General features: G+C 48.1%; 18 protein-coding genes. 12 read left to right on the top strand and 6 right to left on the bottom strand.

The window, feature by feature from the left end:
• Positions 1-77: 77 nt before the first annotated feature.
• Both ACFVTB_RS02645 and ACFVTB_RS02640 read left to right on the top strand, forming a co-directional pair.
• Positions 78-962: an MBL fold metallo-hydrolase gene (locus tag ACFVTB_RS02645; protein ID WP_387744703.1), complete on the top strand. Its 885-nt coding sequence runs from the start codon at positions 78-80 to the stop codon at positions 960-962.
• Between the two features lie 20 nt (positions 963-982).
• Positions 983-1,867 carry an MBL fold metallo-hydrolase gene (locus tag ACFVTB_RS02640; RefSeq protein WP_387744700.1) on the top strand — a complete coding sequence of 295 codons (885 nt, stop codon included), beginning with the start codon at positions 983-985 and terminating at the stop codon, positions 1,865-1,867.
• A 180-nt stretch (positions 1,868-2,047) separates the two neighbouring features.
• Here the strand turns inward: ACFVTB_RS02640 and ACFVTB_RS02635 are convergent, their stop codons facing one another.
• The 5 genes from ACFVTB_RS02635 to ACFVTB_RS02615 all read right to left on the bottom strand — a co-directional run bounded on the left by ACFVTB_RS02635 (position 2,048) and on the right by ACFVTB_RS02615 (position 6,820).
• Positions 2,048-2,323, bottom strand: coding sequence for a HesB/YadR/YfhF family protein (locus ACFVTB_RS02635; RefSeq protein WP_387744697.1), 276 nt, complete (start codon positions 2,321-2,323; stop codon positions 2,048-2,050).
• 230 nt (positions 2,324-2,553) lie between these two features.
• On the bottom strand, positions 2,554-4,029 hold the full coding sequence (locus ACFVTB_RS02630; RefSeq protein WP_387744694.1) for a DHA2 family efflux MFS transporter permease subunit: 1,476 nt from the start codon (positions 4,027-4,029) through the stop codon (positions 2,554-2,556).
• A gap of 43 nt (positions 4,030-4,072) precedes the next feature.
• A complete protein-coding gene (locus ACFVTB_RS02625; RefSeq protein WP_387744919.1) occupies positions 4,073-4,831 on the bottom strand; it encodes a MerR family transcriptional regulator in 759 nt (252 codons plus the stop codon).
• A 375-nt stretch (positions 4,832-5,206) separates the two neighbouring features.
• Entirely contained in the window at positions 5,207-6,496 is a 1,290-nt protein-coding gene (locus ACFVTB_RS02620; RefSeq protein ID WP_387744691.1) for an arsenic transporter, read from the bottom strand.
• 15 nt (positions 6,497-6,511) lie between these two features.
• Complete coding sequence (locus ACFVTB_RS02615) at positions 6,512-6,820, bottom strand: ArsR/SmtB family transcription factor (protein ID WP_387744917.1); 309 nt, start codon at positions 6,818-6,820, stop codon at positions 6,512-6,514.
• A 168-nt stretch (positions 6,821-6,988) separates the two neighbouring features.
• On the opposite strand from ACFVTB_RS02615, the gene ACFVTB_RS02610 reads away from it, so the two are divergent.
• Positions 6,989-7,648, top strand: a complete 660-nt coding sequence (locus tag ACFVTB_RS02610) for a YHYH domain-containing protein (RefSeq protein ID WP_387744689.1) — start codon at positions 6,989-6,991, stop codon at positions 7,646-7,648.
• A gap of 152 nt (positions 7,649-7,800) precedes the next feature.
• Here the strand turns inward: ACFVTB_RS02610 and ACFVTB_RS02605 are convergent, their stop codons facing one another.
• Positions 7,801-8,424: a TetR/AcrR family transcriptional regulator gene (locus ACFVTB_RS02605; protein WP_387744686.1), complete on the bottom strand. Its 624-nt coding sequence runs from the start codon at positions 8,422-8,424 to the stop codon at positions 7,801-7,803.
• Between the two features lie 306 nt (positions 8,425-8,730).
• Here ACFVTB_RS02605 and ACFVTB_RS02600 point away from each other — a divergent pair, with 306 nt between their 5' ends.
• The 9 genes from ACFVTB_RS02600 (at position 8,731) to ACFVTB_RS02560 (ending at position 20,047) form a co-directional block, all read left to right on the top strand.
• The gene (locus tag ACFVTB_RS02600) at positions 8,731-10,188 is read left to right on the top strand and encodes a 4-hydroxyphenylacetate 3-hydroxylase family protein (RefSeq protein WP_387744684.1); all 1,458 of its coding nucleotides are present in this window, start codon (positions 8,731-8,733) and stop codon (positions 10,186-10,188) included.
• A 59-nt stretch (positions 10,189-10,247) separates the two neighbouring features.
• Positions 10,248-11,393, top strand: coding sequence for an FMNH2-dependent alkanesulfonate monooxygenase (gene ssuD, locus ACFVTB_RS02595; RefSeq protein ID WP_387744681.1), 1,146 nt, complete (start codon positions 10,248-10,250; stop codon positions 11,391-11,393).
• A gap of 163 nt (positions 11,394-11,556) precedes the next feature.
• Complete coding sequence (locus ACFVTB_RS02590) at positions 11,557-12,324, top strand: methionine ABC transporter ATP-binding protein (protein ID WP_387744678.1); 768 nt, start codon at positions 11,557-11,559, stop codon at positions 12,322-12,324.
• The gene (locus ACFVTB_RS02585) at positions 12,317-12,481 is read left to right on the top strand and encodes a hypothetical protein (RefSeq protein ID WP_387744675.1); all 165 of its coding nucleotides are present in this window, start codon (positions 12,317-12,319) and stop codon (positions 12,479-12,481) included. The genes ACFVTB_RS02590 and ACFVTB_RS02585 overlap by 8 nt, the downstream gene beginning before the upstream one ends.
• 471 nt (positions 12,482-12,952) lie before the next feature.
• Entirely contained in the window at positions 12,953-13,846 is an 894-nt protein-coding gene (locus tag ACFVTB_RS02580; RefSeq protein WP_387744672.1) for an ABC transporter permease, read from the top strand.
• Between the two features lie 3 nt (positions 13,847-13,849).
• A complete protein-coding gene (locus ACFVTB_RS02575) occupies positions 13,850-14,743 on the top strand; it encodes a carbohydrate ABC transporter permease (protein WP_387744669.1) in 894 nt (297 codons plus the stop codon).
• A 96-nt stretch (positions 14,744-14,839) separates the two neighbouring features.
• A complete protein-coding gene (locus tag ACFVTB_RS02570; protein ID WP_387744666.1) occupies positions 14,840-16,507 on the top strand; it encodes a type 2 periplasmic-binding domain-containing protein in 1,668 nt (555 codons plus the stop codon).
• Positions 16,508-16,659: 152 nt separating this feature from the next.
• A complete protein-coding gene (locus tag ACFVTB_RS02565) occupies positions 16,660-18,468 on the top strand; it encodes a cache domain-containing sensor histidine kinase (protein ID WP_387744663.1) in 1,809 nt (602 codons plus the stop codon).
• Positions 18,440-20,047, top strand: a complete 1,608-nt coding sequence (locus tag ACFVTB_RS02560) for a response regulator (protein ID WP_387744660.1) — start codon at positions 18,440-18,442, stop codon at positions 20,045-20,047. Before ACFVTB_RS02565 ends, ACFVTB_RS02560 begins: the two co-directional genes overlap by 29 nt.
• The last annotated feature ends 5 nt before the right edge of the window (positions 20,048-20,052 follow it).

Raw genomic sequence — 20,052 nt, 5'->3', positions numbered from 1 at the left:
GGTTGATGTGCCTTGAGGCAGGCTGTAAGATTACACCTGTAACATAACAAACAGATGTTGTTTAAGGAGGAGTTACAGTGAGTACAACTTATAAACCTGTGCATCAGGTTCCAAGTGTTTTCCATAAAAAGATAGGTGAAATTATCGTTACGGTATTATCGGATGGGAATGCGGAATTAGGTTTGGATGTCTTTTATGAACTAGACAAGGGAGAGGCCGTTAAAATTTTGCGAGAGCATCTTCAGACGGTTCCTGCACACATGAATACGAATGCATTTGTGGTGAACAACAATGGTCATATTACGTTAATTGATACAGGTTTGGGGCAAAGCATGGGGCCGGCCGCTGGCCGCTTGCTGGATCATTTGGCAGCCGCGGGCTATTCGCCTAGCGATGTCGATTCCGTTCTTTTAACCCATATGCATCCGGATCATATCAACGGTTTGATCTTGGCGGACGGAACGAAAGCTTTTCCAAACGCAGAGGTCATCGTTCATGAAAAGGAATATGAGTTTTGGATGAATGGCAGCGCGGAAGAGCATTTGCCGGATGACTGGAAAATGATCGTTAATATGGTTCAAACGGCAATGGAGCCCTATAAAGATACAGCTGTGAAATTCACAGATTCTGTTGATCTTCCTGGGATAACGGCAATCGAGGCTCATGGACATACGCCCGGTCATACGGCTTTTCTTATTGAATCGGATGGCGACCGGCTATTAATCTGGGGCGATATTATACAGAGTCCAGCTATCCAGCTGTCGAGACCTGAATTGAAGATCGCGATGGATATCGATTCTGAACAGGCTTTAGTTTCGCGTCTAAAATTGCTTGATTTTGCGGTGCAAGAGAGAGTTAGAGTGGCGGGCATGCACTTGGACTTCCCGGCTTTCGGATACGTGAAAAAAGAAGGTAATCGCTATGTTTACGTGCAAGAGCAGTGGAGAGCAAACGACATTTAATGGTTTAAGGAGGAATTACAGTGAGCACAACTTATAAACCAGCACTTCAGGTCCCAAGTGTTTTTCATAAAAAGATAGGTGAGATTATCGTTACGGTATTATCGGATGGAAATACGGAACTTGGTTTGGATACCTTTTATGAGCTAGAAAAGGATGAACTCGTTAATATTTTACGAGAACATCTTCAGAAGGTTCCGGTACACATGAATACGAATGCATTTATTGTGAACAACAATGGTCATATTACTTTAATTGATACGGGGTTCGGGCAAAGCTTCGGGCCAGCCGGAGGGCGCTTGCTAGATAATCTGGTGGCCGCCGGTTATTCCGCCAGCGATGTAGACTCCGTACTTTTAACCCACATGCATCCGGATCATATCAATGGTTTGATCTTGGCGGACGGAACGAAAGCTTTTCCAAACGCACAGGTCATCGTTCATGAAAAGGAATATGAGTTTTGGATGAATGATAGCGCTGAAGAGCAGTTGTCCGATGAATGGAAAATGATCGTTAAAATGGTTCAATCGGCAATGGAGCCTTACAAAGATACAGTGAAGAAATTCTCCGATACCGTTGGCCTTGCGGGGATAACGGCAATTGAAGCCCATGGACATACGCCCGGTCATACGGCTTACCTCATTGAATCGGAAGGCGACCGGCTTTTAATCTGGGGGGATATTATTCAGGTTCCTGCTATCCAGCTGACTAAACCAGAATTGAAGTTCGTTATGGATGTCGATTCCGAGCAGGCTGTGATTTCACGTCTCAAATTGCTTAATTTTGCGGTGCAAGAGGGAATTAGAGTGGCGGGCATGCATTTGGACTTCCCGGCTTTCGGATATGTGAAAAAAGAAGGTAATCGTTATATTTTGGTGCAGGAGCAGTGGAGAGCGAACGATATTTAAAAGTTTGAATCCGATGCGAATGAGGCGGAGGTTTCTGGCTAAACGATTATGTTAATTCTTTTAGCAGTAGCTGACAGGTGAGTGCTTGAAGCCGTCTTGCTGCTGGCCCCCAAGCAGGAAACCAGAAGACGCCGGAATCCCACCGGGTCTTCTGGTTTTTTTCATAAGAGCAAACACCCATCACTTCCGAATAAACGTAATCTCATCGTTTACACTATCAATAATGAGTTCCTTCCCATCCAAATACCAGGTATCGTTCTCCGCCATATAGAAAGTAATCCCGCCAATCTCGTAGTGGATACTCATCCGTTGATGGTCCGCTTTCATAATGCCAAAAGCAAAGGCGTCACTCCCGCCGCCGCTGTACCGCACAAAAATTCGAATAAAATCCCCGTTTTTGAAATCCCAATCCGCAATAAAACGACTCAACGCCGCATCAGTTACTGTAAGCTTCATATGAAGGCCTCCTTTACGCAATACCTGCTGTTCTATTATATTTTATATATATTAAATATAAATGTATATAAATTATGATAAAATGCTTCCATTTTGTCAATCGGCGATAGGATAGGAGGCTGTTGAAAATGCGCACTTTAACTCTCACTGAATAGAAAAAGGCCTTACCGCTTCATTAGATTTGAAGGGAGAGGCCTTTTTGTTCGTTAAGTTTCAGATGGATAATTCTATCATTGCTCACCTGGTTTTACACGCTTCATAAAAAATGATATGAAAAGGGCGATGATCGACATGACACCAGCAAAAATAAAGGCGCCTGTGATACCAGAAACAAAGGAAGACGGCAAATGCTCTATCATAGCAGGATCTACTTGAGCAAAATCAAGTCCATTGCTCATATCAAATCCTTTATCGCGCAAGTAGCTTGATTGACCCGTCGCTAACATCGTCATCGCCAGCGCGCTGCCAATTGCTCCAGCCACTTGCTGCAAGGTACTCATGATAGCTGTACCGTGCGGATACAACTCCGCTGGCAATTGGTTCATCCCATTGGTTTGCGCCGGCATCATGACCATTGACAAAGCTAACAAGAATACGCAATGCAAGGCAATAATAAAAATGGTCGAGGTATTAACCGTAATGGTGGAGAAGATGAACATAATGACGCCGATTAAAATCAGCCCAGGTATAATTAGCTTTCTCGGTCCGTATTTATCGAAAAGTTTACCCATAAACGGACCGGCAATACCGCTAATAAGTGTACCAGGCAGCAAGAGCAAACCGGCCTGCAATACATTTTTTCCAAGGCCGTTCTGCAAAAGCATCGGCAGCAATAGCATGGACGACAACAGCAGCATCATAACAACAGTGAAGAGTACTACGGACAAACTAAACATCGGATAACGGAATGTACGGAGGTTCATGAGCGGCGATGCTATTCTAAATTGGCGCCAAGTGAAGAGCGCAAGCGCGAACACGCCTATTGTTACGCAAGATAAAACGAGTACATCACTCCAGCCCAACTCGCCGGCCTTGCTGAAGCCGAATAGAAGACTGCCGAAACCGATTGTCGAAAGCAGCAGGGAGAGGAGATCGATTTTAGGACGTGTAATGAAGGATATATTTTTCAAGAAAATGATACCGGTAATTAAGGCAATAAGGAGAACTGTACTGGAAATCCAGAAGATCCAGTGCCAAGACAGCTTTTCAATAATTAAACCGGCAATTGTCGGACCAGATGCAGGCGCAAATGTCAAAACGAGCCCCATCAATCCCATCGCTGCGCCGCGTTTTTCCGGCGGGAAAAGAATCAGTATGGCATTTAACATAAGAGGCAGAAGCAAGGCTAGACCAGCGGCCTGAAAAAAACGAGCAGCGAGCAGTACTTCAAAGTTAGGAGCTAAACCGGCAATCAGTGAGCCTAGTGTTGAAAATGAGAGAGACGCGATAAATAATTGTCTCGTTGTAAACCATTGAAGCAGCAGGCCGGACACCGGACCTAAAATGCCTAGTACGAGCATATAGCCTGTCGTTAGCCACTGTATGGTCGTTGGACCGACTTGTAATTGCTTCATTAATTCCGGCAGTGCAATATTCAAGGCGGTCTCGCTGAACATGCCAATGAAAGCGCCCAGTAATAATGAAAAAAGGATCGGCGCTGCTTTGACCTGTTGTTTTGTTGCATTCGTTTGAATAGATGCTTCCATGTCTCACTCTCCAGTTCATAGAGGGTTAAGTATTACATGTAGACTAGCTTGTAGGGTGAGACTCTTCGTTGCGATTGCCCAGATGGACAAGCACTTCACGCAAATAGGTTTTAAAGTCTTGCTCAAAGCTGCTAGGGAAGAGCTGCGGATCTATCTCCTCCAGCACTCTTACCGTCTCGCTCATCTCGAGCACCTGCAGCTGTTGTCCCAACAGCCGCTTTAATATCAGCTGCAGACTAATCGCTCGCTCCTGTACAAGCGGATGTTCCGGCTGCAGCGCCTGCTTGAACATGATGAGCAGATCATTAAGTCCTATTACCATCTCATGTTCGATCTGATGTCGTTCTTCCAAGCTGAATCCACTCATAAATAGAGATTGAACGAGTGCATCCGGCAGCCGATCGGAGAGCCACTGTTTCTGCTTCTCCTCGTGCTGAATGTTATGGATTGTCGTCATAATGAGCCCAGGATCAATCGTACGGTTATCCTTAATAATCGCTCTTAACCGTTCAATCGCAGCCACAATGCGCTGGATATGCTGCTGCTTCTGCAGCAGGAGCTCATATTGCATCTCCAGAGAAACGTGAAAATCCTTGCCGTCTTGTTCTAAATATTGACCGATCTCATCTAGTGAGAAGTCTAAATATTTTAAGGTCAATATTTGTTGGAGCCGGAACAAGTCCTCGTCCGTATAAGTCCGGTGTCCCTGCTCATTATAGCTGCTTGGCTTGAGCAGCCCCTTACGATCGTAAAAGCGCAGCGTTCGCCCTGTTGTCGAGGTCATATCTGCAAATGAACCAATTGTGTAATTCGTCTTCTTTATCGTTCTCAGCTCCTTCTTAGCGTCAGTCTAGCACTTGACGTAACGTCATGCGCAAGACCTGTTTGGCCTGTTTTTATCAAAAAAAGGGGATCGTACTTTACGCAAACCTCTATCAAATAAAGGAATCAGGCTTTAATGGCGATCGGAGGAACCCTCCGCCCCGCAGCGCTCTCCGCACTTAAACTCAAGCACTGATTTCGGTTTTGAGCCAAAAAAGAACCATATCCGAAATTCCATCCATTGTACGCTGCCGGGACAACACGACATAGAAGGAATTTGGTATGGCTCAAAATTTGAAGCAGTGCAGTCTCAAAAACTTGAAGATTTTAGTAGAAACAGGCGAAAGTAGAATAACTATACGATTACTTTCAGCCAAATAAATAAACCGCAAAGCGTAATAAACAGAACGGGAACCGTTAATATAATTCCCGCTTTAAAATAAGCGCCCCAAGTAATTTTCACGCCTTTGCCGGATAAAACATGGAGCCAGAGCAGGGTAGCGAGCGAACCGATCGGCGTAATTTTTGGCCCCAGATCGGACCCAATCACGTTCGCGTAAATAAACGCCTCCCGTACAATGCCTGTTGCATGCGTTCCGTCAATTGCCAGCGCATTAATCATGACGGTAGGCAAGTTGTTCATAACGGACGAAAGGACGGCCGCTATAAATCCGGTTCCAATCGTGGCGATAAAGAGTCCTTTATCTCCGAGCCAAGCGAAAAGCTTGCCCAGCTCATCCGTCAGTCCGACATTTCTAAGCCCATATACGACGACATACATGCCGATCGAGAACACGACAACTGACCATGGCGCGCCTTTCACAAGCTTCCAAGTCTGAATTTCCCGGCTTTGTCTCGCCAGCAGCAGCAAAACGACAGCCGCGACGCCGACAATAATCGAGACAGGAAGCGCGATGAATTCGCTGATTAAGTATCCGATAAAGAGTGCGACCAGCAGCACACGGGACAGTTTAAACAATCGTATGTCTTTAATAGCCTCGACCGGCTGCTTCAACTGAGATAAGTCGTATTGCTTCGGAATGCTCCGCCGATAAAACAAGTAGAGTACGAGCAAACTGGAGGCGACGGAGAAAAGAGTCGGTAAAAGCATGCGGCTTGCGTATTCGGTAAACCCGATGCCGAAGAAATCGGACGATACGATGTTTACTAGATTGCTAACGACAAGCGGCAGCGAAGCGGTATCTGATATAAAACCGCTAGCCATGACGTAAGGAAGAATCATTCGATCGTCAAATTTTAACGCCCTTACCATGGCCAACACGATTGGCGTTAAAATGAGCGCTGCTCCATCATTGGCGAAGAAAAAGGAGACCGCGGCTCCAAGCAAGATGACAAAAACGAACATGAGATTGCCATTGCCGCGCGCAATCCGGGCCATATGAAGCGCAGCCCATTCAAAAAATCCGATTTCGTCTAAAAGGAGTGAGATCAGGATGATAGCCACAAACGCGAGAGTGGCGTTCCAGACAATTTGCGTTACTTCCCATACATCATGGAAGCTGACCACTCCGCAAAGCAGAGCAATTAGCGCGCCTCCGCTAGCGGACCAGCCGATATTCAACCCTTTAGGCTGCCAGATGACGAAGAGCAGAGTGATCAGAAAAACAGCAGCAGCAGCGAGCATAGTTCCTCCCGATTATCAACAATTACGAGTTTTATGAGCGTCAAGTTTTTCCTTCACGGAAGGCAATTGCTTCAGAATATCCATTAAGAAAGGATAATTTTCTCGGTTCAGCGAGTAGTAAATCCACTGGCTGCGGCGGGTTTCCGTTACAAGGCCGCCTGTTTTTAATTTTTTTAGATGCTGGCTAATATTGGGCTGGGAAGTTTCCAGAATATCTACAATGTCGCATACACAAAGCTCGCGCTCATTCAATAAGGCGATTATCGTTAACCGAGTTTTATCGGAGAGCAGCTTTAGTAGATCTGACATCGAGTCAATAGTCATTGCGTTAACAGTCAATAACGTCACTCCTTTGCATTCGGTTTGAATGATTGCGACGCTAATTATATAACTCTATGTTTATATAATCAATAATCTATATAGTTCTTGCAGGATAAATGTGGTATGTTTTACCTGTTGCTACTAGAAATAACACAAGACGGAGGGATAGCTTTGAAAAGTACAATTAGCAGTATAGTGACATTGGCCTTACTTATTACACTCTTATTTCCGGCGACAACCTATGCGCATTCCGGACGAACGGATGCAAACGGCGGCCATAATTGCTCGGCGAAGTCGATTCGAAAGGGTTTATGTACCGGCTATCACTATCACAACGGCGGCAGTTCGGGAAGCACGAGCTCAAGCAAGACGAGCAGCAGCTCCAGCTCCAGTAAAAGCAAAACAAGCAGTTCGGGCTCAAGCTCGTCGGCAAAGAGTACGAAAGAAAAAACGTCGAGCAATAAGCCTGCTCCGCAGCCTCAATACACGGTACTCGATAAGAAACTGACCGTAAATGATAAAAATCAAACGCTGCAAAAGAGCTTAATCCTTTATGATCAAAATACCTATATTTATGTGAGAGATTTTGCAGCGGCATTTGGTTATAGCGTTGAGGTTGACCAATCGAAAGATGTCATTTTGTCCAGGAAAAGCAATTCAATAAAAATCGCAAACGATAGCGGAAAGATCTATCTGGACGGGAAGTACACCGGATTTAATGCGAAAAAGATAAATGACAGCTTCTACATTAATCTCAGAGCGGGCGTCCAATGGGCCAAAGGGAAAATAACATCCGTTGATGATAATTCCGTTGCAGTAGAGAGTAAATAAGAGTGGGGAAGAGCCGAAAAAAACATCCCGTCTCACGATTTAAAGTGAGGCGGGATGTTTTTTTGCAGAGCTGGAGAAAAGGTAAATGACAGTTAAGCCTGACGGAAAAGGTGAGTAAAGCGAGATTCCTACAGCACCTATTTCCGTCTCGCTTAACTGGCGTTTCCACTGGCGTCCTTGAGTCCCATAGCGTTGTACACGCCCAGGTTGGACAGACGGGTGAGCTGCAGCGCCATATGGTTGGAGGAATAAACCATGCCTTGTTCGAGCCAGCGCTTGCAAATACCGTAAAGCGAGGTGCAAAGATAATCGAGTAAAAGATCTAGCGGCACAGACAGCTTCTTATCTTTTCCGATGCGCGCCGCCCGTTCATAAAAGATGGAGCGAATCTCCTCCAGCATTCTCTCGGTAAATGCATCAGTAGGGCTGCTGACGAACATGGTGCGGTAAAACTTCTCGTGCTTTGCGACATGATTGAAAAAGGTTGTGAAATAAGGGTCGATCGTTTCGGCAGCCGTATCTTCAATTCGGAAAGCGATCGGCAATTCACTCATCTCGCGCGACAAAGTGCTCATCGTTTCACTAATGATTTTGTTTAGCAAATCGTTTTTATCCTGGTAATGAGCATAAAAGGTTGAACGATTGACGTTCGCTCTTTCCGTGATATCCCGGATGACGATATCCTCGTTGGACTTCTCCTTCAACAGCTCCAAATAGGCATGCGTAATAATTTGCCGTGTACGAATAATTCTTCGGTCTGTCGCAGATTGTTCCATACCGTTTTTTCCTCCTCTTCTGTGTAATCAAACAAAAAATAACGATATGTTGGTTATCCAACATTTTAGAAATAACAAAATAGAAGAGCAAAACATGAATTCCCATCAAATCAAGCAAACACTTAGAAATCGAAAATAGGATTATTTCAAAATTATCGAATACTTATCTGCTTTTCTGTTACTTAGCCAACATTATTGCTAAAACTGTTTGTTGCTGGAATCATGTTACTAGCTATAATAAAGAATAATTCCCACTGAATCAATGGGGATAGTAAAAATAGTTTTGAGGGGAGGTAACGCCCTTACATGAGAGGCGAAAAATTTATACGCAGCTTGAACGACGGAAGATCGGTATGGCTGGAGGGAAAACAAATCAACAGCCTTTCCGAACATTCTGCGTTTAAAGGCACATTGGATACGATTAGCGGACTATTCAACCAACTGGATGAGCCCTGTACGCAAGGGGTTGTCGGATATAGAGCCGATGACAGCGAAAGGTACTCGCACAGCGCTTTTCTGGTTCCCCGCAGTCTCGAAGACTTGCGCAAGCGCAGTACTTCCTTCCATCACTGGTCCAAGTCGACATTCGGCATGATGAGCCGCTTGTCCGATTATGCCCGCTCGATGGTAACCGGCTGGTATGCGGCGCGCCATCAGCTGTCAAAGCTCGATCCGAGCTTCGAAGCGAAAATAAGCGCCTACTACGAGCAAGCCCGCGATAACGACTTGTTCTTAACGACGGCGATTATCGATCCGCAGATTGACCGTTCAAAGGGCTTGGATGACGACAGAATCGCAGACCGGTTTCTGCATGTCGTCAGAGAGACGAGCGAGGGTATTGTCGTGAGGGGAGCCAAGATGATAGCAACCGGCGCTCCGTACACCCATGATTTCGTCATCAGCTCTTTCTTGAAGTTCGAAAGCGCCAATAAGTCGCACGCTCACGTGCTCATCGTACCGGCCAACTCGCCGGGCTTGCATATTGTTTGCCGGGAATCATTCGCGGAAGTTCGCAAGCAGGATCATTATTTAAGCGCCAGCTACGATGAAATGGACGCGGTGTTGTTTTTCGAGGACGTGCTGGTGCCATGGGAACGCGTATTGCTGTACGGCGATCCAGCCAAGGTGCTCGAATTGCGAGCGAACAAAACAGCCAACGCGCTGGCCTTTCACCAGAATGTCGTCCGTTACGTCGCCAAGCTTGAATTTATTACAGGCGTTACTTACGCAGTAGCTGACGCAATCAAGGTGGACGGTTTCCTGCATGTACAGGAAAAGCTCGGCGAGCTTCAGACGCAAATCGACGTCATTAAGGCGCTCATTATTGCATCGGAGACGGAAGGAAGGATTGACGAATCGGGTGTATATGTACCGGCTTTGTCGTATATCGATACGGCGCGCAGTATTGGCACCAAATACTACCCGCGGGCGATTGAGATCCTTCAGCAAGTGGGCGGAGGAGGCTTCGTCCAAACGCCGTCCAGCATGGAAGATTTTTATGGACCGATCTCCCATCACATGCATTCGTACTTTGAGGGATCATCGGTAAGCGCGGAGAAGAAGGTGCAGTTGTTCAAGCTGGCATGGGATTTGATCGGAAGCCAGTTTGGTTCCAGGCACGAGTTGTACGAACGTTTCTATGCGGGAGATCCGGTGCGCGCTTATGCCAATCAGTACTTAAGCAGCAATAAGGAGCAGCTGACGGACCCGATTTGGAAGCTGCTCAAGGAATCGAGCATGCGAGGGGCTTCGCCTATTCGTTAAACCAATTATACCTATGTGAAAACAAAGTTAAATTCCAAAACAGAAAGGAAGAATGTCTGATGGAAGTGTTCTGGTTTATTCCTACTCATGGCGACGGAAGATATTTGGGGACGCGCGACGGAGCCCGGGCGGTCAGCTACGCTTACTGCAAACAAATTGCCACGGCTGCCGACGAGCTTGGATATAGCGGCGTTCTGCTGCCGACAGGCAAATCCTGCGAGGACGCATGGATTGTCGCTTCGACACTCGTTCCGGCAACGCGAAATCTGAAATTTCTAGTAGCGGTTCGCCCCGGACTGACGCTCCCTACGGTAGCTGCACGAATGAGCGCTACCTTGGATCGATTCTCGGAAGGGCGGCTGTTGATTAATGTAGTAGCCGGAGGAGATCCGGCCGAGCTCGCCGGAGACGGCTTGTTTCTCAGCCATGACGAGCGGTATGCGCTGACGGATGAGTTTCTCGAGGTGTGGCGCAGAGAGCTGCAAGGAGAAGAAGTTCATTTTAATGGCGAGCATCTTCGCATCGAGGGCGGAAAAGTGCTTTACCCGACAACGCAAAAGCCTTATCCGCCGCTGTACTTCGGAGGTTCGTCCGACGCGGCGATCGAGGTGGCGGCTGAGCACGTCGACGTGTATCTCACATGGGGCGAGCCGCCCGATCAAGTGAAGGAGAAGATCGACCGGATGCGCGAAGCGGCGGCACGCAAAGGCCGCACCGTGCGGTTCGGCATCCGGCTGCACGTTATTGTGCGGCCGACGGAGGAAGAAGCGTGGGAAGCGGCGGGTGAGTTAATCCAGCATCTGGACGACGAGACGATCCGCTCCGCGCAGTCGGTCTTCGCACGAATGGATTCCGAAGGGCAAAGGCGAATGGCGCAGCTGCACAATGGAGACCGCACGAAGCTTGAAGTGAGTCCAAACTTATGGGCGGGCGTCGGGCTGGTGCGGGGAGGAGCGGGGACGGCGCTTGTAGGCTCCCCCGAAAACGTGGCCGCCCGGATGAAGGAATATGCCGAGCTAGGAATCGAGACCTTTATTTTATCCGGCTATCCGCATCTCGAAGAGGCTTATCGTACGGCGGAGTTGCTGTTTCCGTTACTGCCGCTTAAGGCCGGCGGGGGCCAGGAAAAGGAGAAGGGTCCATCCTACATTTCACCGTTCGGCGAAATGATTGCCAACAGTCAAATTCCTGTATCAAAGTCTTAACAGGCAACGCAGAGAACGAATGTACTACACGCTCACCAGATGGCTGGAAGCACTGCGGACCCGAGTTCCATTGGAAAAGCGCTTCCCGGCATGCCGATGAAGCCGTTTTTTCGTCCGGGAGAAGCGGCTTTTCCCATTTTGCAGAAAGGAGCGACCTAAATTCATGATTGTACTTGAAAACATAAAGAAGACTTACAATACGGCAAACGGACCGCTTGATGCGATTTCGTCGGCTTCCTTCCAAATCGATAAAGGCGATGTTTACGGCATTATCGGCTTCAGCGGAGCTGGAAAATCGACGCTTCTCCGCACGATCAACCTGCTGGAGAAGCCGGATAGCGGCACCGTTCTGCTGGAGGGGGAAGATTTGACGAAGCTGCCGCGCAAGCTGCTGCGGCAGAAACGGCAGAAAACAGCTATGGTGTTCCAACACTTTAATTTGCTGTCGAACAGGACGGCGTACGCCAACGTTTCGCTGCCGCTCGAGCTTGCCGGATTTCCAAAAAAGCAGCGCAAAGAACGGATTCTGGAATGCCTTGATATCGTTGACCTGTCGGACAAGGCGGACGCTTACCCGGCCAAGTTGAGCGGAGGGCAGAAGCAGCGCGTAGCGATCGCCAGGGCATTGGCCAATCGTCCCGAGGTGCTCTTATGCGATGAGCCGACATCGGCGGTAGACCCGCAAACGAAGGAGAGCATTCTCTATTATTTGAAAAGAATCAATGAGCAGTTAGGCATTACGATCGTGATCGTTACCCATGAAATGAACGTAGTGAAGTCAATCTGCCATAAAGTAGCGGTCATGGAGCGGGGCCGGATTGTGGAAAAGTTTGAGCTGACGGACGCCAATTACAACCCGAGGACAAGAATTGCCAAGATATTGCTGGGCGAAGCCTCCCAAATCGAGGAAAGCGAGGTCGCCTATGTTTGATAACATAATCGAGGTGCTACCAGAAATCGGCAAGGCGTTCGGCGAAACACTGTATATGCTGTTCATCACAGTCGGATTCGCAGTGGTGCTTGGCATCCCGCTTGGCACTTTATTGTATTACAACGATGCGCGAGCGATTGTACGGCGGCGGCATTAAGCGACTGCCGGATACGCACCCCGCCGCAGGCTACCGGAACTGGAGCGAGACTCCCGTTTAAACCCGCTGTCAATCTGCATATAGTAGTAGGAAGACGCTGACGATTTGCAAAACCGCAAAGAATCAGCGTCTTTTTTATGAAACCGGCGTCTATTATTACGGCCTCTCCGCTTATTGGACGACAGCTAATGGCAAGTATTCGAAAGGCGACACCTCATCCGTTTTTGTAATCGAGGTCAAATAGGCGCGCAACCATCAAGCCTCACATGCAAGAGCTCAATTGGAAAGAGGAATAGACAGAAGATACTTAACTGAGGAAGCCGCTTAAATGCGGCTTTTTTTCTTTTTATACACGAGTTAGGCGAACGATCGCAGAAAATATTTCAAATACAATCAATACGATATAAATCCAATCGTTGTTATATGGTTACGCTTTCAACACCCCTCTATAATTGACCTAGAGGTGATGACATGCTTGCAAAACTGACCAAATACCGCTGGCAGTACGTTATGGTTTTACCCGCAATTGTCCTGTTGTTTCTATTCAGCTACATTCCAATGGCGGGCATTCAAGTCGCGTTCAAAAATTTTCACATTGGCTACACGATCTGGAATGCCCCATGGACCGGGGTTGAAAATTTCTCCTTCTTACAAGACGATCAATTCTGGATTGTGGTGAAAAATACAATTATCATCGCTGCGCTTAAATTCGTCACCGGCTTCCCGGCGCCGATCTTGCTCGCTCTACTCATTAATGAAGTGAGAAATAGCGTATTTAAGCGGTTCGTCCAGTCCGTCAGCTACTTGCCGCACTTTTTCTCATGGATCGTCGTGGCGTATATTCTTCAGTCGTTGCTGACGCTCGACGGCGGACTCGTCAATGATCTTGTTAGAAAAACGGGCGGAGAACCGATCTTCTTCCTTGGTTCCACCGAATGGTTCCGTCCAATGATCGTGGCAAGCGGACTTTGGAAGGAAGTAGGCTGGAACACGATTCTGTACTTGGCGGCTATTACCACGATCGACCCGCAGCTCTACGAAGCGGCGAAAGTCGAAGGAGCAGGCAGACTGTCGCAAATCCGTAATATTACGATCCCGGGCATTATGCCGACGATTACAATCGTATTGATTCTGAGCATGCCAAGCCTCATTACGGTCGGGATGGATCAAATCTATCCGCTTATGAATCCGGCCAATCAACCGGTTGCCGATGTGTTGGACACTTATATTTTGCGAAATGGGCTTCAGCAAGGCTATTTCGGAATGGCGACAGCAGTCGGGCTGCTATCTTCTGGGCTCAGCTTAATCCTTGTTTTGATAACGAATCAAATATCGAGAAAAATCAACGGGGAGGGGCTCTGGTAATTTATGAAACGATCGTTTGGCGATAAAGCAACTCAACTCGTGATCACTGTCCTATTATTACTGCTTTGCGTCTCGGTTATCTATCCCTTCTTGTATATGCTGGCCATTTCTTTAAATACAGGGAGCGATGCGGCTAAAGGCGGCGTATACCTGTGGCCGCGTGAGTTTACACTTTACAATTATCAGGTTGTGCTTGGCAACGAAGTGATTCGGAACGCCTATTGGATTACGATAGCGCGCACCGTTATAGGGACGGTTGCCGGCCTGCTCATTACGATACTCGCGGCGTTCGGCTTGTCCTATCGGGGACTGCCGCTTCGGAAAGTGCTGCTTGGCTATGTTTTGATTACGATGCTGTTCAATGGCGGACTTATTCCGTTCTACATCCAATTGTATAATCTTTCGCTTATCAATTCCTTCTGGGTGTACATCCTGCCGACCGCTTTCTCGGCCTGGAACATGTTCGTCATGATGAGATTTATCCAAGGCATTCCCGAGGCGTTGATTGAATCAGCCGAAATTGACGGCGCTCGGCCGTTCCGTGTGCTTTGGTCAATCATATTGCCGCTGTCGAAGCCAATGTTGGCGGCGCTCGGACTGTTTACTGCTGTTACCCATTGGAACGATTGGTTTGCCGGCGCGTTCTTCGTACAGGATCAGAGCCTGATTCCGGTACAAACCTTCTTGCAGCAGCTGCTATCCGCGCAGGATATGTCGGCCGTTCTTGGCACGGGCAGTACGGAAGCGCTGATCCGAGGCACGAATATCAACAATGTTACGCTCATGTCGGTCAAGATGGCGACAGTTATGATCAGTGCGCTTCCTATTCTGTGCGTCTATCCGTTTCTACAGCGTTATTTTGCGAAAGGCGTCCTTATTGGTTCCGTAAAAGGCTAATCGCTTAATTAATAGTCTATATCCAAAATGATTTATCCATACGGGTGTCCGGAAACACCAAATATAATAGAAGAGATAGAAAGGGGAAAATATGCTATGAAGAAGATGACAGCAAAGAAGAGCATGGCCATTCTATTGACAGCGTTTATGCTGGGGCTTTCTGCATGCTCCGGGGGTAATGCTCCGGCAGGCGGAAAGGACGCTCCTTCAACGAGCGAAAATGCAGGCAAGGGCAACGGTACGTTCAAGCTGTGGCTCGGCTGGACGGCGACAGTCAACAACGAAAGTATGGTACAGAAATATTGGAGAGAGAACGAACCTTTTATTGATGTGAAAATTGAAGCGACGCAAGGGGATGCTGCTACGGCGCTTAACCTAAAGCTGAATACGGGAGGCTTCGATGACGCGGCTCTCTTCAGCCGCAGCGATATCGTGAACACGTCGATGATTCGATCCGGCAGTATTCTTCCGCTTGAGGAGTACTTCAATATGCCTGACAAGTATCCCGGTTTGGCCTCGATTCCGAAGCAATACCTGGATCGAATGAAAGACAAGGACGGACATATCTGGTCGATCCCGACCTGGTTCGATCAAAACCCGGAAAAGCCGTGGCCGGGCTGGGCTTCGCTAGGCTGGTTCGTGCGCTCCGATGTGCTGGAGAAGACCGGCATGAAGAAGGAAGAGCTGAGCACGCTAGAAGGAGTCGAAAAGTTCCTGCGTCTGGCTGCGAAACAAACCGACGAGTCAGGCAAAACGCTTCTGCCGCTTAGCTTCTCGTCCGATTTGAACGATGAGAATGTCATTATTAGCACCTTCGGCGTAACGACAGCAGTCGCTGGCGGCGTCATTCCGGTAGAACAGAAGGGCAATGACTATGAATTTATTTATGATAATCCGCAGTATAAGGAAGCCTTTAAATGGATGAACAAGATGTACCGTGAAAACTTGATCGATCACGAGGTCATCACAGACAAGAAAGAACGGTACAAAGAGAAGAACAAAACAGGCAGAGTGGCAATGAATGCAGGCGGCTTCTTCAATATGGATCATTTATTGTGGGAGTCGCTGGACGGTCCAACAGAACCGGCTTGGTTCTATGAGACGATTCCGTTTCCAAAGGTTGAAGGCGTAGACCATGTCGGCTACAACCAAATTATTAACCCTTATCCAGGCAATGATCTGTACATTAGCAAAAATACGAAAAACTTGGATACCATCCTCAAGTTTGTCGATTATACGCTGCAGCCGAATGCCGAGCAGCAGCATGTCATCAGCGACGCGCCTCCAGGCGTGTTCTGGGATTGGGTGGATCAACCGCTGGGTCAATGGAAGTACATTAATAAAGAATATGAAGCATTGATCACTTCCGGCGACACGGTGAAAATGGCCAGCTCCGGTTCGGGATTATTCTCCATCACTTCTTACAGCAACGATTGGTATCCATGGTGGAACTTCCAGAACACAGGTCCGAAGGGCCGTCAAAAGACGATCGACTTCTCGCAGCAAATTGGTCAAATGGGAGCTGCGCGAGTAGCTGAGCCAAGAGACATGGTGAAGGCTAAGGCAGGCGGCTTATGGGAAAAATATTTGCCGGAGCTGGAAAATGTCCGCAAAGAGTATAAAGCAAAACTGCTGATGGCGCGGAATGACAATGAATTCGAGCAAGTATGGACAACCTTCCAGAATGCGCTGGAGACGCGCGCACATTGGACGGATCTGAAGAAGGAATGGCACGGCACGCTGGCCGAAGAGTCCAAATCTTAAGATCTTCATGAATGAGCCGTTAACGCTAGGAAGAGAAGTCGTCGGTGACGGCTTCTCTTTCCGGTTGCCGGATCCTTCTATCGGCTAGGCCGCTTCCATCGGCGGGATGATGAAGCACAATACTATTGCTCTATAAAGGAGGGTCAAGCATATTGCGTTCATGGCTGGAGAAAATGACCATCCGCTTTACCCGCAGCATGAGCCTGCGCGGTAAAATACTGGTGATGTTTGTGCTTATCTTGCTGCTGCCGACGCTTGTTCTAAGCGGCGCAGCCATCTCCCTTGTTATTCAAAGCTATCAGAAAAGCTATTTCATTACGATGGATGAAGCGGTGCGGCAGACGGCTCGCAATGTCGATTTCGGGAAACAAAGCTATGAACTGCTGGCAGTCCGCACGGCGACCGATATCGAGCTGATTGCTAGGCTGGGCAGAAAGTATGACGAAATGCCGCAAATTGTCGATACGGTCAATTATGTAGACAGAACCTTTCTGATTACGAGCAAATACTTGCCGGGCATTGCCGACTTCCGCATTTACCATACCAACGAGACGCTGGTGCAGGACGGACAGCTGCTGTGGCGGCCGGAAGGACGAATGCTTGCGGGCAAGGATGAACGTACCTGGTACAGCGAAGCGGCGCAATCACCGACCGCCTTGCGCTGGAGCAATGCACCCGACAATGCAAACCAGATCGTCATCACGCGCAAAATTGCTGACGATACCGGAACTGCGCTCGGCATGGTATATATTTTGCTAAACTATGATACCGTTTTTAGCGAAATGCTGTCCGAGCCGTTCAAAGGCCGCGGCAATCTGTATATCATCGACAGCGAGAAACGGATACTTGCAGCGACTGACCGCTCCAAAATCGGAGGCAGTCTCCACGACGATATCTCTGCAAACCACAGCAGGACGAATAATGAGGTTAGTATCGGGTCAAGCGATCAGCTGCAAATTGTGAAGCCGCTTTCATCCGGCTGGAACGTTGTGGGGCTCTTTTCAATGAAATATATCGACACCCAGAACGGGACGGTGCTTATCCTTATTTCGGCCATTACGTTGTTCTTCTTGCTTTTATCCACTTTCTTGATGCTGACTATAGTTAAAAATATCGTTTATCGGATTCGCAAGCTGGGCGGCAAAATGAGCAATCTGTCGCGAGGGGATTTTGACGTCGTCGTCAGAAATCAGCAGCAGGACGAGCTGGGAGAATTGGAGAGAGTATTTAACTCGATGACGCGTCAAATCGGCAAGCTTGTCGACGACATTACGAAGGCGGGCAAGCTGGAGAAGGAACTGGCTTTCAAAGCGCTGCAGGCGCAGATCAATCCCCATTTTGTATACAATTCGCTAAGTCTGCTGCGCTGGCGGGCGCTGGATGCCGGGGATGAAGAGCAGATTGCCATTATCGATGCGCTCAGTACCTTTTATCGTTTTACGCTTAATAATAACAGCAGCTTTATAACGATTAACGACGAGCTAACGCATGTAAGAGCGTATCTGGATATTCAGCAATTCCGTTATATGGGGCGCGTACGGATCGAGTGGAACATTGATGAAAGCGTCGGCGAGCTGTATGTGCTCAAAACGATGCTTCAGCCGATTGTAGAGAACTGCTATATTCACGGTGCGATTACGAAGAAGAAGGACGGTCTTATCCGTATTTCAGTCTGCAAAATAGACGATAAGGTGCTATTTACCGTTTATGACAACGGCCAAGGCATCCCGAAGCAGGTGCTGCAGGAGATAGAAGCAGGGACGTATGTCAGCAAAAATAATGGTTTCGGCACCTCCAATATAAAAGAACGGTTAGCGCTCTATTTCGGCGATCGGGCGAGCTTTAAATTGGAAAGCCGGGAAGGCGAGTGGACGAATGTGTCCGTTGTCATTCCCGTTAGCTCGGAGAAGCCGGCGATCAGGGGGGAACAGGATGCAGCTCAAAGTGATGATCGTGGATGACGAGCCGACCAATATTTATGGACTCGTGAAATATATCAAATGGCAGGAGCTGGGGTACGCAGAGCCGGTCACGGTCGAGTCGGGCGAAGAAGCGCTGGAAATACTCGCGGAAACGCATTGCGATGTGCTTATTTCTGATGTTTCCATGCCTGGCATGAACGGAATAGAACTCGTTGCGCGTGCCAAGGAAATCCACCCGCAGCTGCAGGTTCTAATTATTAGCGGCTACAATGAATTTGAATTTGTGCAGGATGCGATTCATGTCGGCGCACAAGCCTATGTGCTGAAGCCGCTAAAGCTGGAGGAAGTGTCCAGCCGGCTTGCGGCAGTGCGCGGCTCTATTGATAAAATGCGCCAGATTGTTGAGCAGACAACCGAACTGGAGCAGAAAATAACAGGCAGTTTAAAGCTTGTGAAGGAAAGATTCGTCAGTGATCTCATATCCGGTCTGGCGTTGACGGATGATCTATTAGCTTCCTGGGGCGATCTGCTGCCGCTTCCTGATTGCCGCCAGGGACTGCAGGTGACGGTGTACGGGCTCGATCGGTTCTTGTCTCCTGGCATGGAAGCAAAGGAGCGGATGCGGCTGGGAAGCGGGTTTAAGAAATCGGTGGAAATCGGGCTCTCCGACTTCGATACGCTCTTCCTGATTCAGACGCGTCCCGACGAAATGGTTGTACTGCAAGCAGGGACGTCGCCGGATGATAAAGCAAAGACCGATAAACAGGCGGGATTTATTCAGAGGATGATGAATGATGAGTACGGCTGTACAGTGACGGTCAGCAGTAGTCGAATCGGAACCGATTGGCAGGAAGTGCCGGCGCTTTACAAGGAAGCGAGATTTCTGATGGCACAGGCCCGGCTCGCAGAAGACGGACAAATTGTACGTCACGATTATATGGATGAGACAGAGTTTAAAAATCATAGGCTGCGTGAGGAGTTTATCCCTCAAATCGTTAGCCTGATTGAGCAAGGCGATGCAGTCAAGGTTAGCGAATATCTTGGACGCATGCTTAACCTGCTGCTGGTCGACGAGCCTGTCTCCTTCACTTATGTACAGGCGCTAGGGATGAGCTTTCTAAGCGAGCTGATTCGAGCGGTGAAAACTGGCGATACGACGGATGGTAAAGCCAATGTGGAAATGTGGCACCGTTTCTTGGAATGCACGGATACGGAACAAGTTATCGCGTTTTTAATCGAATCGGTTGATCGTTATATGAAGACGGAAGGGAAAGCGAGACAGAATCAGCAGCATCATCTGATTCGGCAGGTCGCCGCTTTTATTGAATCGCATATTCAGGAGAGCTGGACGGTCAAGCAACTGGCCGAGCAATTCCAATTAAATGCCAGCTATTTAAGCGTGTTGTTCAAAAAAGAAATGGGACGCACCATATCCGAATTTGTACAGGATACCCGCATTGAAGCCGCAAAACGACTGCTTCAGAACCCTGGCATTAAAGTTTACGAGGTAGCCGAAATGGTCGGCCTGCAAACGTCGGCTTATTTTACGTATTTATTCAAGAAAAACGTTGGCAGCACACCCCAGGAGTTCAGAGACTACTATTACTCCGGTTCATAAACAAT

The organism is Paenibacillus sp. NPDC058071 (genome assembly GCF_042885235.1).
GTDB lineage: Bacteria > Bacillota > Bacilli > Paenibacillales > Paenibacillaceae > Pristimantibacillus.
Note: the sequence above shows the minus strand (reverse complement) of the source record. Positions and strands in the feature narration are given on the sequence as shown.

Bases quoted from the DNA above. Each gene is read 5' to 3' on its own strand.
- ACFVTB_RS02570 (WP_387744666.1), top strand. From the start codon at position 14,840: ATGAAGAAGATGACAGCAAAGAAGAGCATGGCCATTCTATTGACAGCG.
- ACFVTB_RS02590 (WP_387744678.1), top strand. From the start codon at position 11,557: ATGATTGTACTTGAAAACATAAAGAAGACTTACAATACGGCAAACGGA.
- ACFVTB_RS02635 (WP_387744697.1), bottom strand. From the start codon at position 2,323: ATGAAGCTTACAGTAACTGATGCGGCGTTGAGTCGTTTTATTGCGGAT.
- ACFVTB_RS02615 (WP_387744917.1), bottom strand. From the start codon at position 6,820: ATGACTATTGACTCGATGTCAGATCTACTAAAGCTGCTCTCCGATAAA.
- ACFVTB_RS02620 (WP_387744691.1), bottom strand. From the start codon at position 6,496: ATGCTCGCTGCTGCTGCTGTTTTTCTGATCACTCTGCTCTTCGTCATC.
- ACFVTB_RS02575 (WP_387744669.1), top strand. From the start codon at position 13,850: ATGAAACGATCGTTTGGCGATAAAGCAACTCAACTCGTGATCACTGTC.
- ACFVTB_RS02580 (WP_387744672.1), top strand. From the start codon at position 12,953: ATGCTTGCAAAACTGACCAAATACCGCTGGCAGTACGTTATGGTTTTA.
- ACFVTB_RS02585 (WP_387744675.1), top strand. From the start codon at position 12,317: ATGTTTGATAACATAATCGAGGTGCTACCAGAAATCGGCAAGGCGTTC.
- ACFVTB_RS02600 (WP_387744684.1), top strand. From the start codon at position 8,731: ATGAGAGGCGAAAAATTTATACGCAGCTTGAACGACGGAAGATCGGTA.
- ssuD (WP_387744681.1), top strand. From the start codon at position 10,248: ATGGAAGTGTTCTGGTTTATTCCTACTCATGGCGACGGAAGATATTTG.
- ACFVTB_RS02560 (WP_387744660.1), top strand. From the start codon at position 18,440: ATGCAGCTCAAAGTGATGATCGTGGATGACGAGCCGACCAATATTTAT.
- ACFVTB_RS02630 (WP_387744694.1), bottom strand. From the start codon at position 4,029: ATGGAAGCATCTATTCAAACGAATGCAACAAAACAACAGGTCAAAGCA.
- ACFVTB_RS02605 (WP_387744686.1), bottom strand. From the start codon at position 8,424: ATGGAACAATCTGCGACAGACCGAAGAATTATTCGTACACGGCAAATT.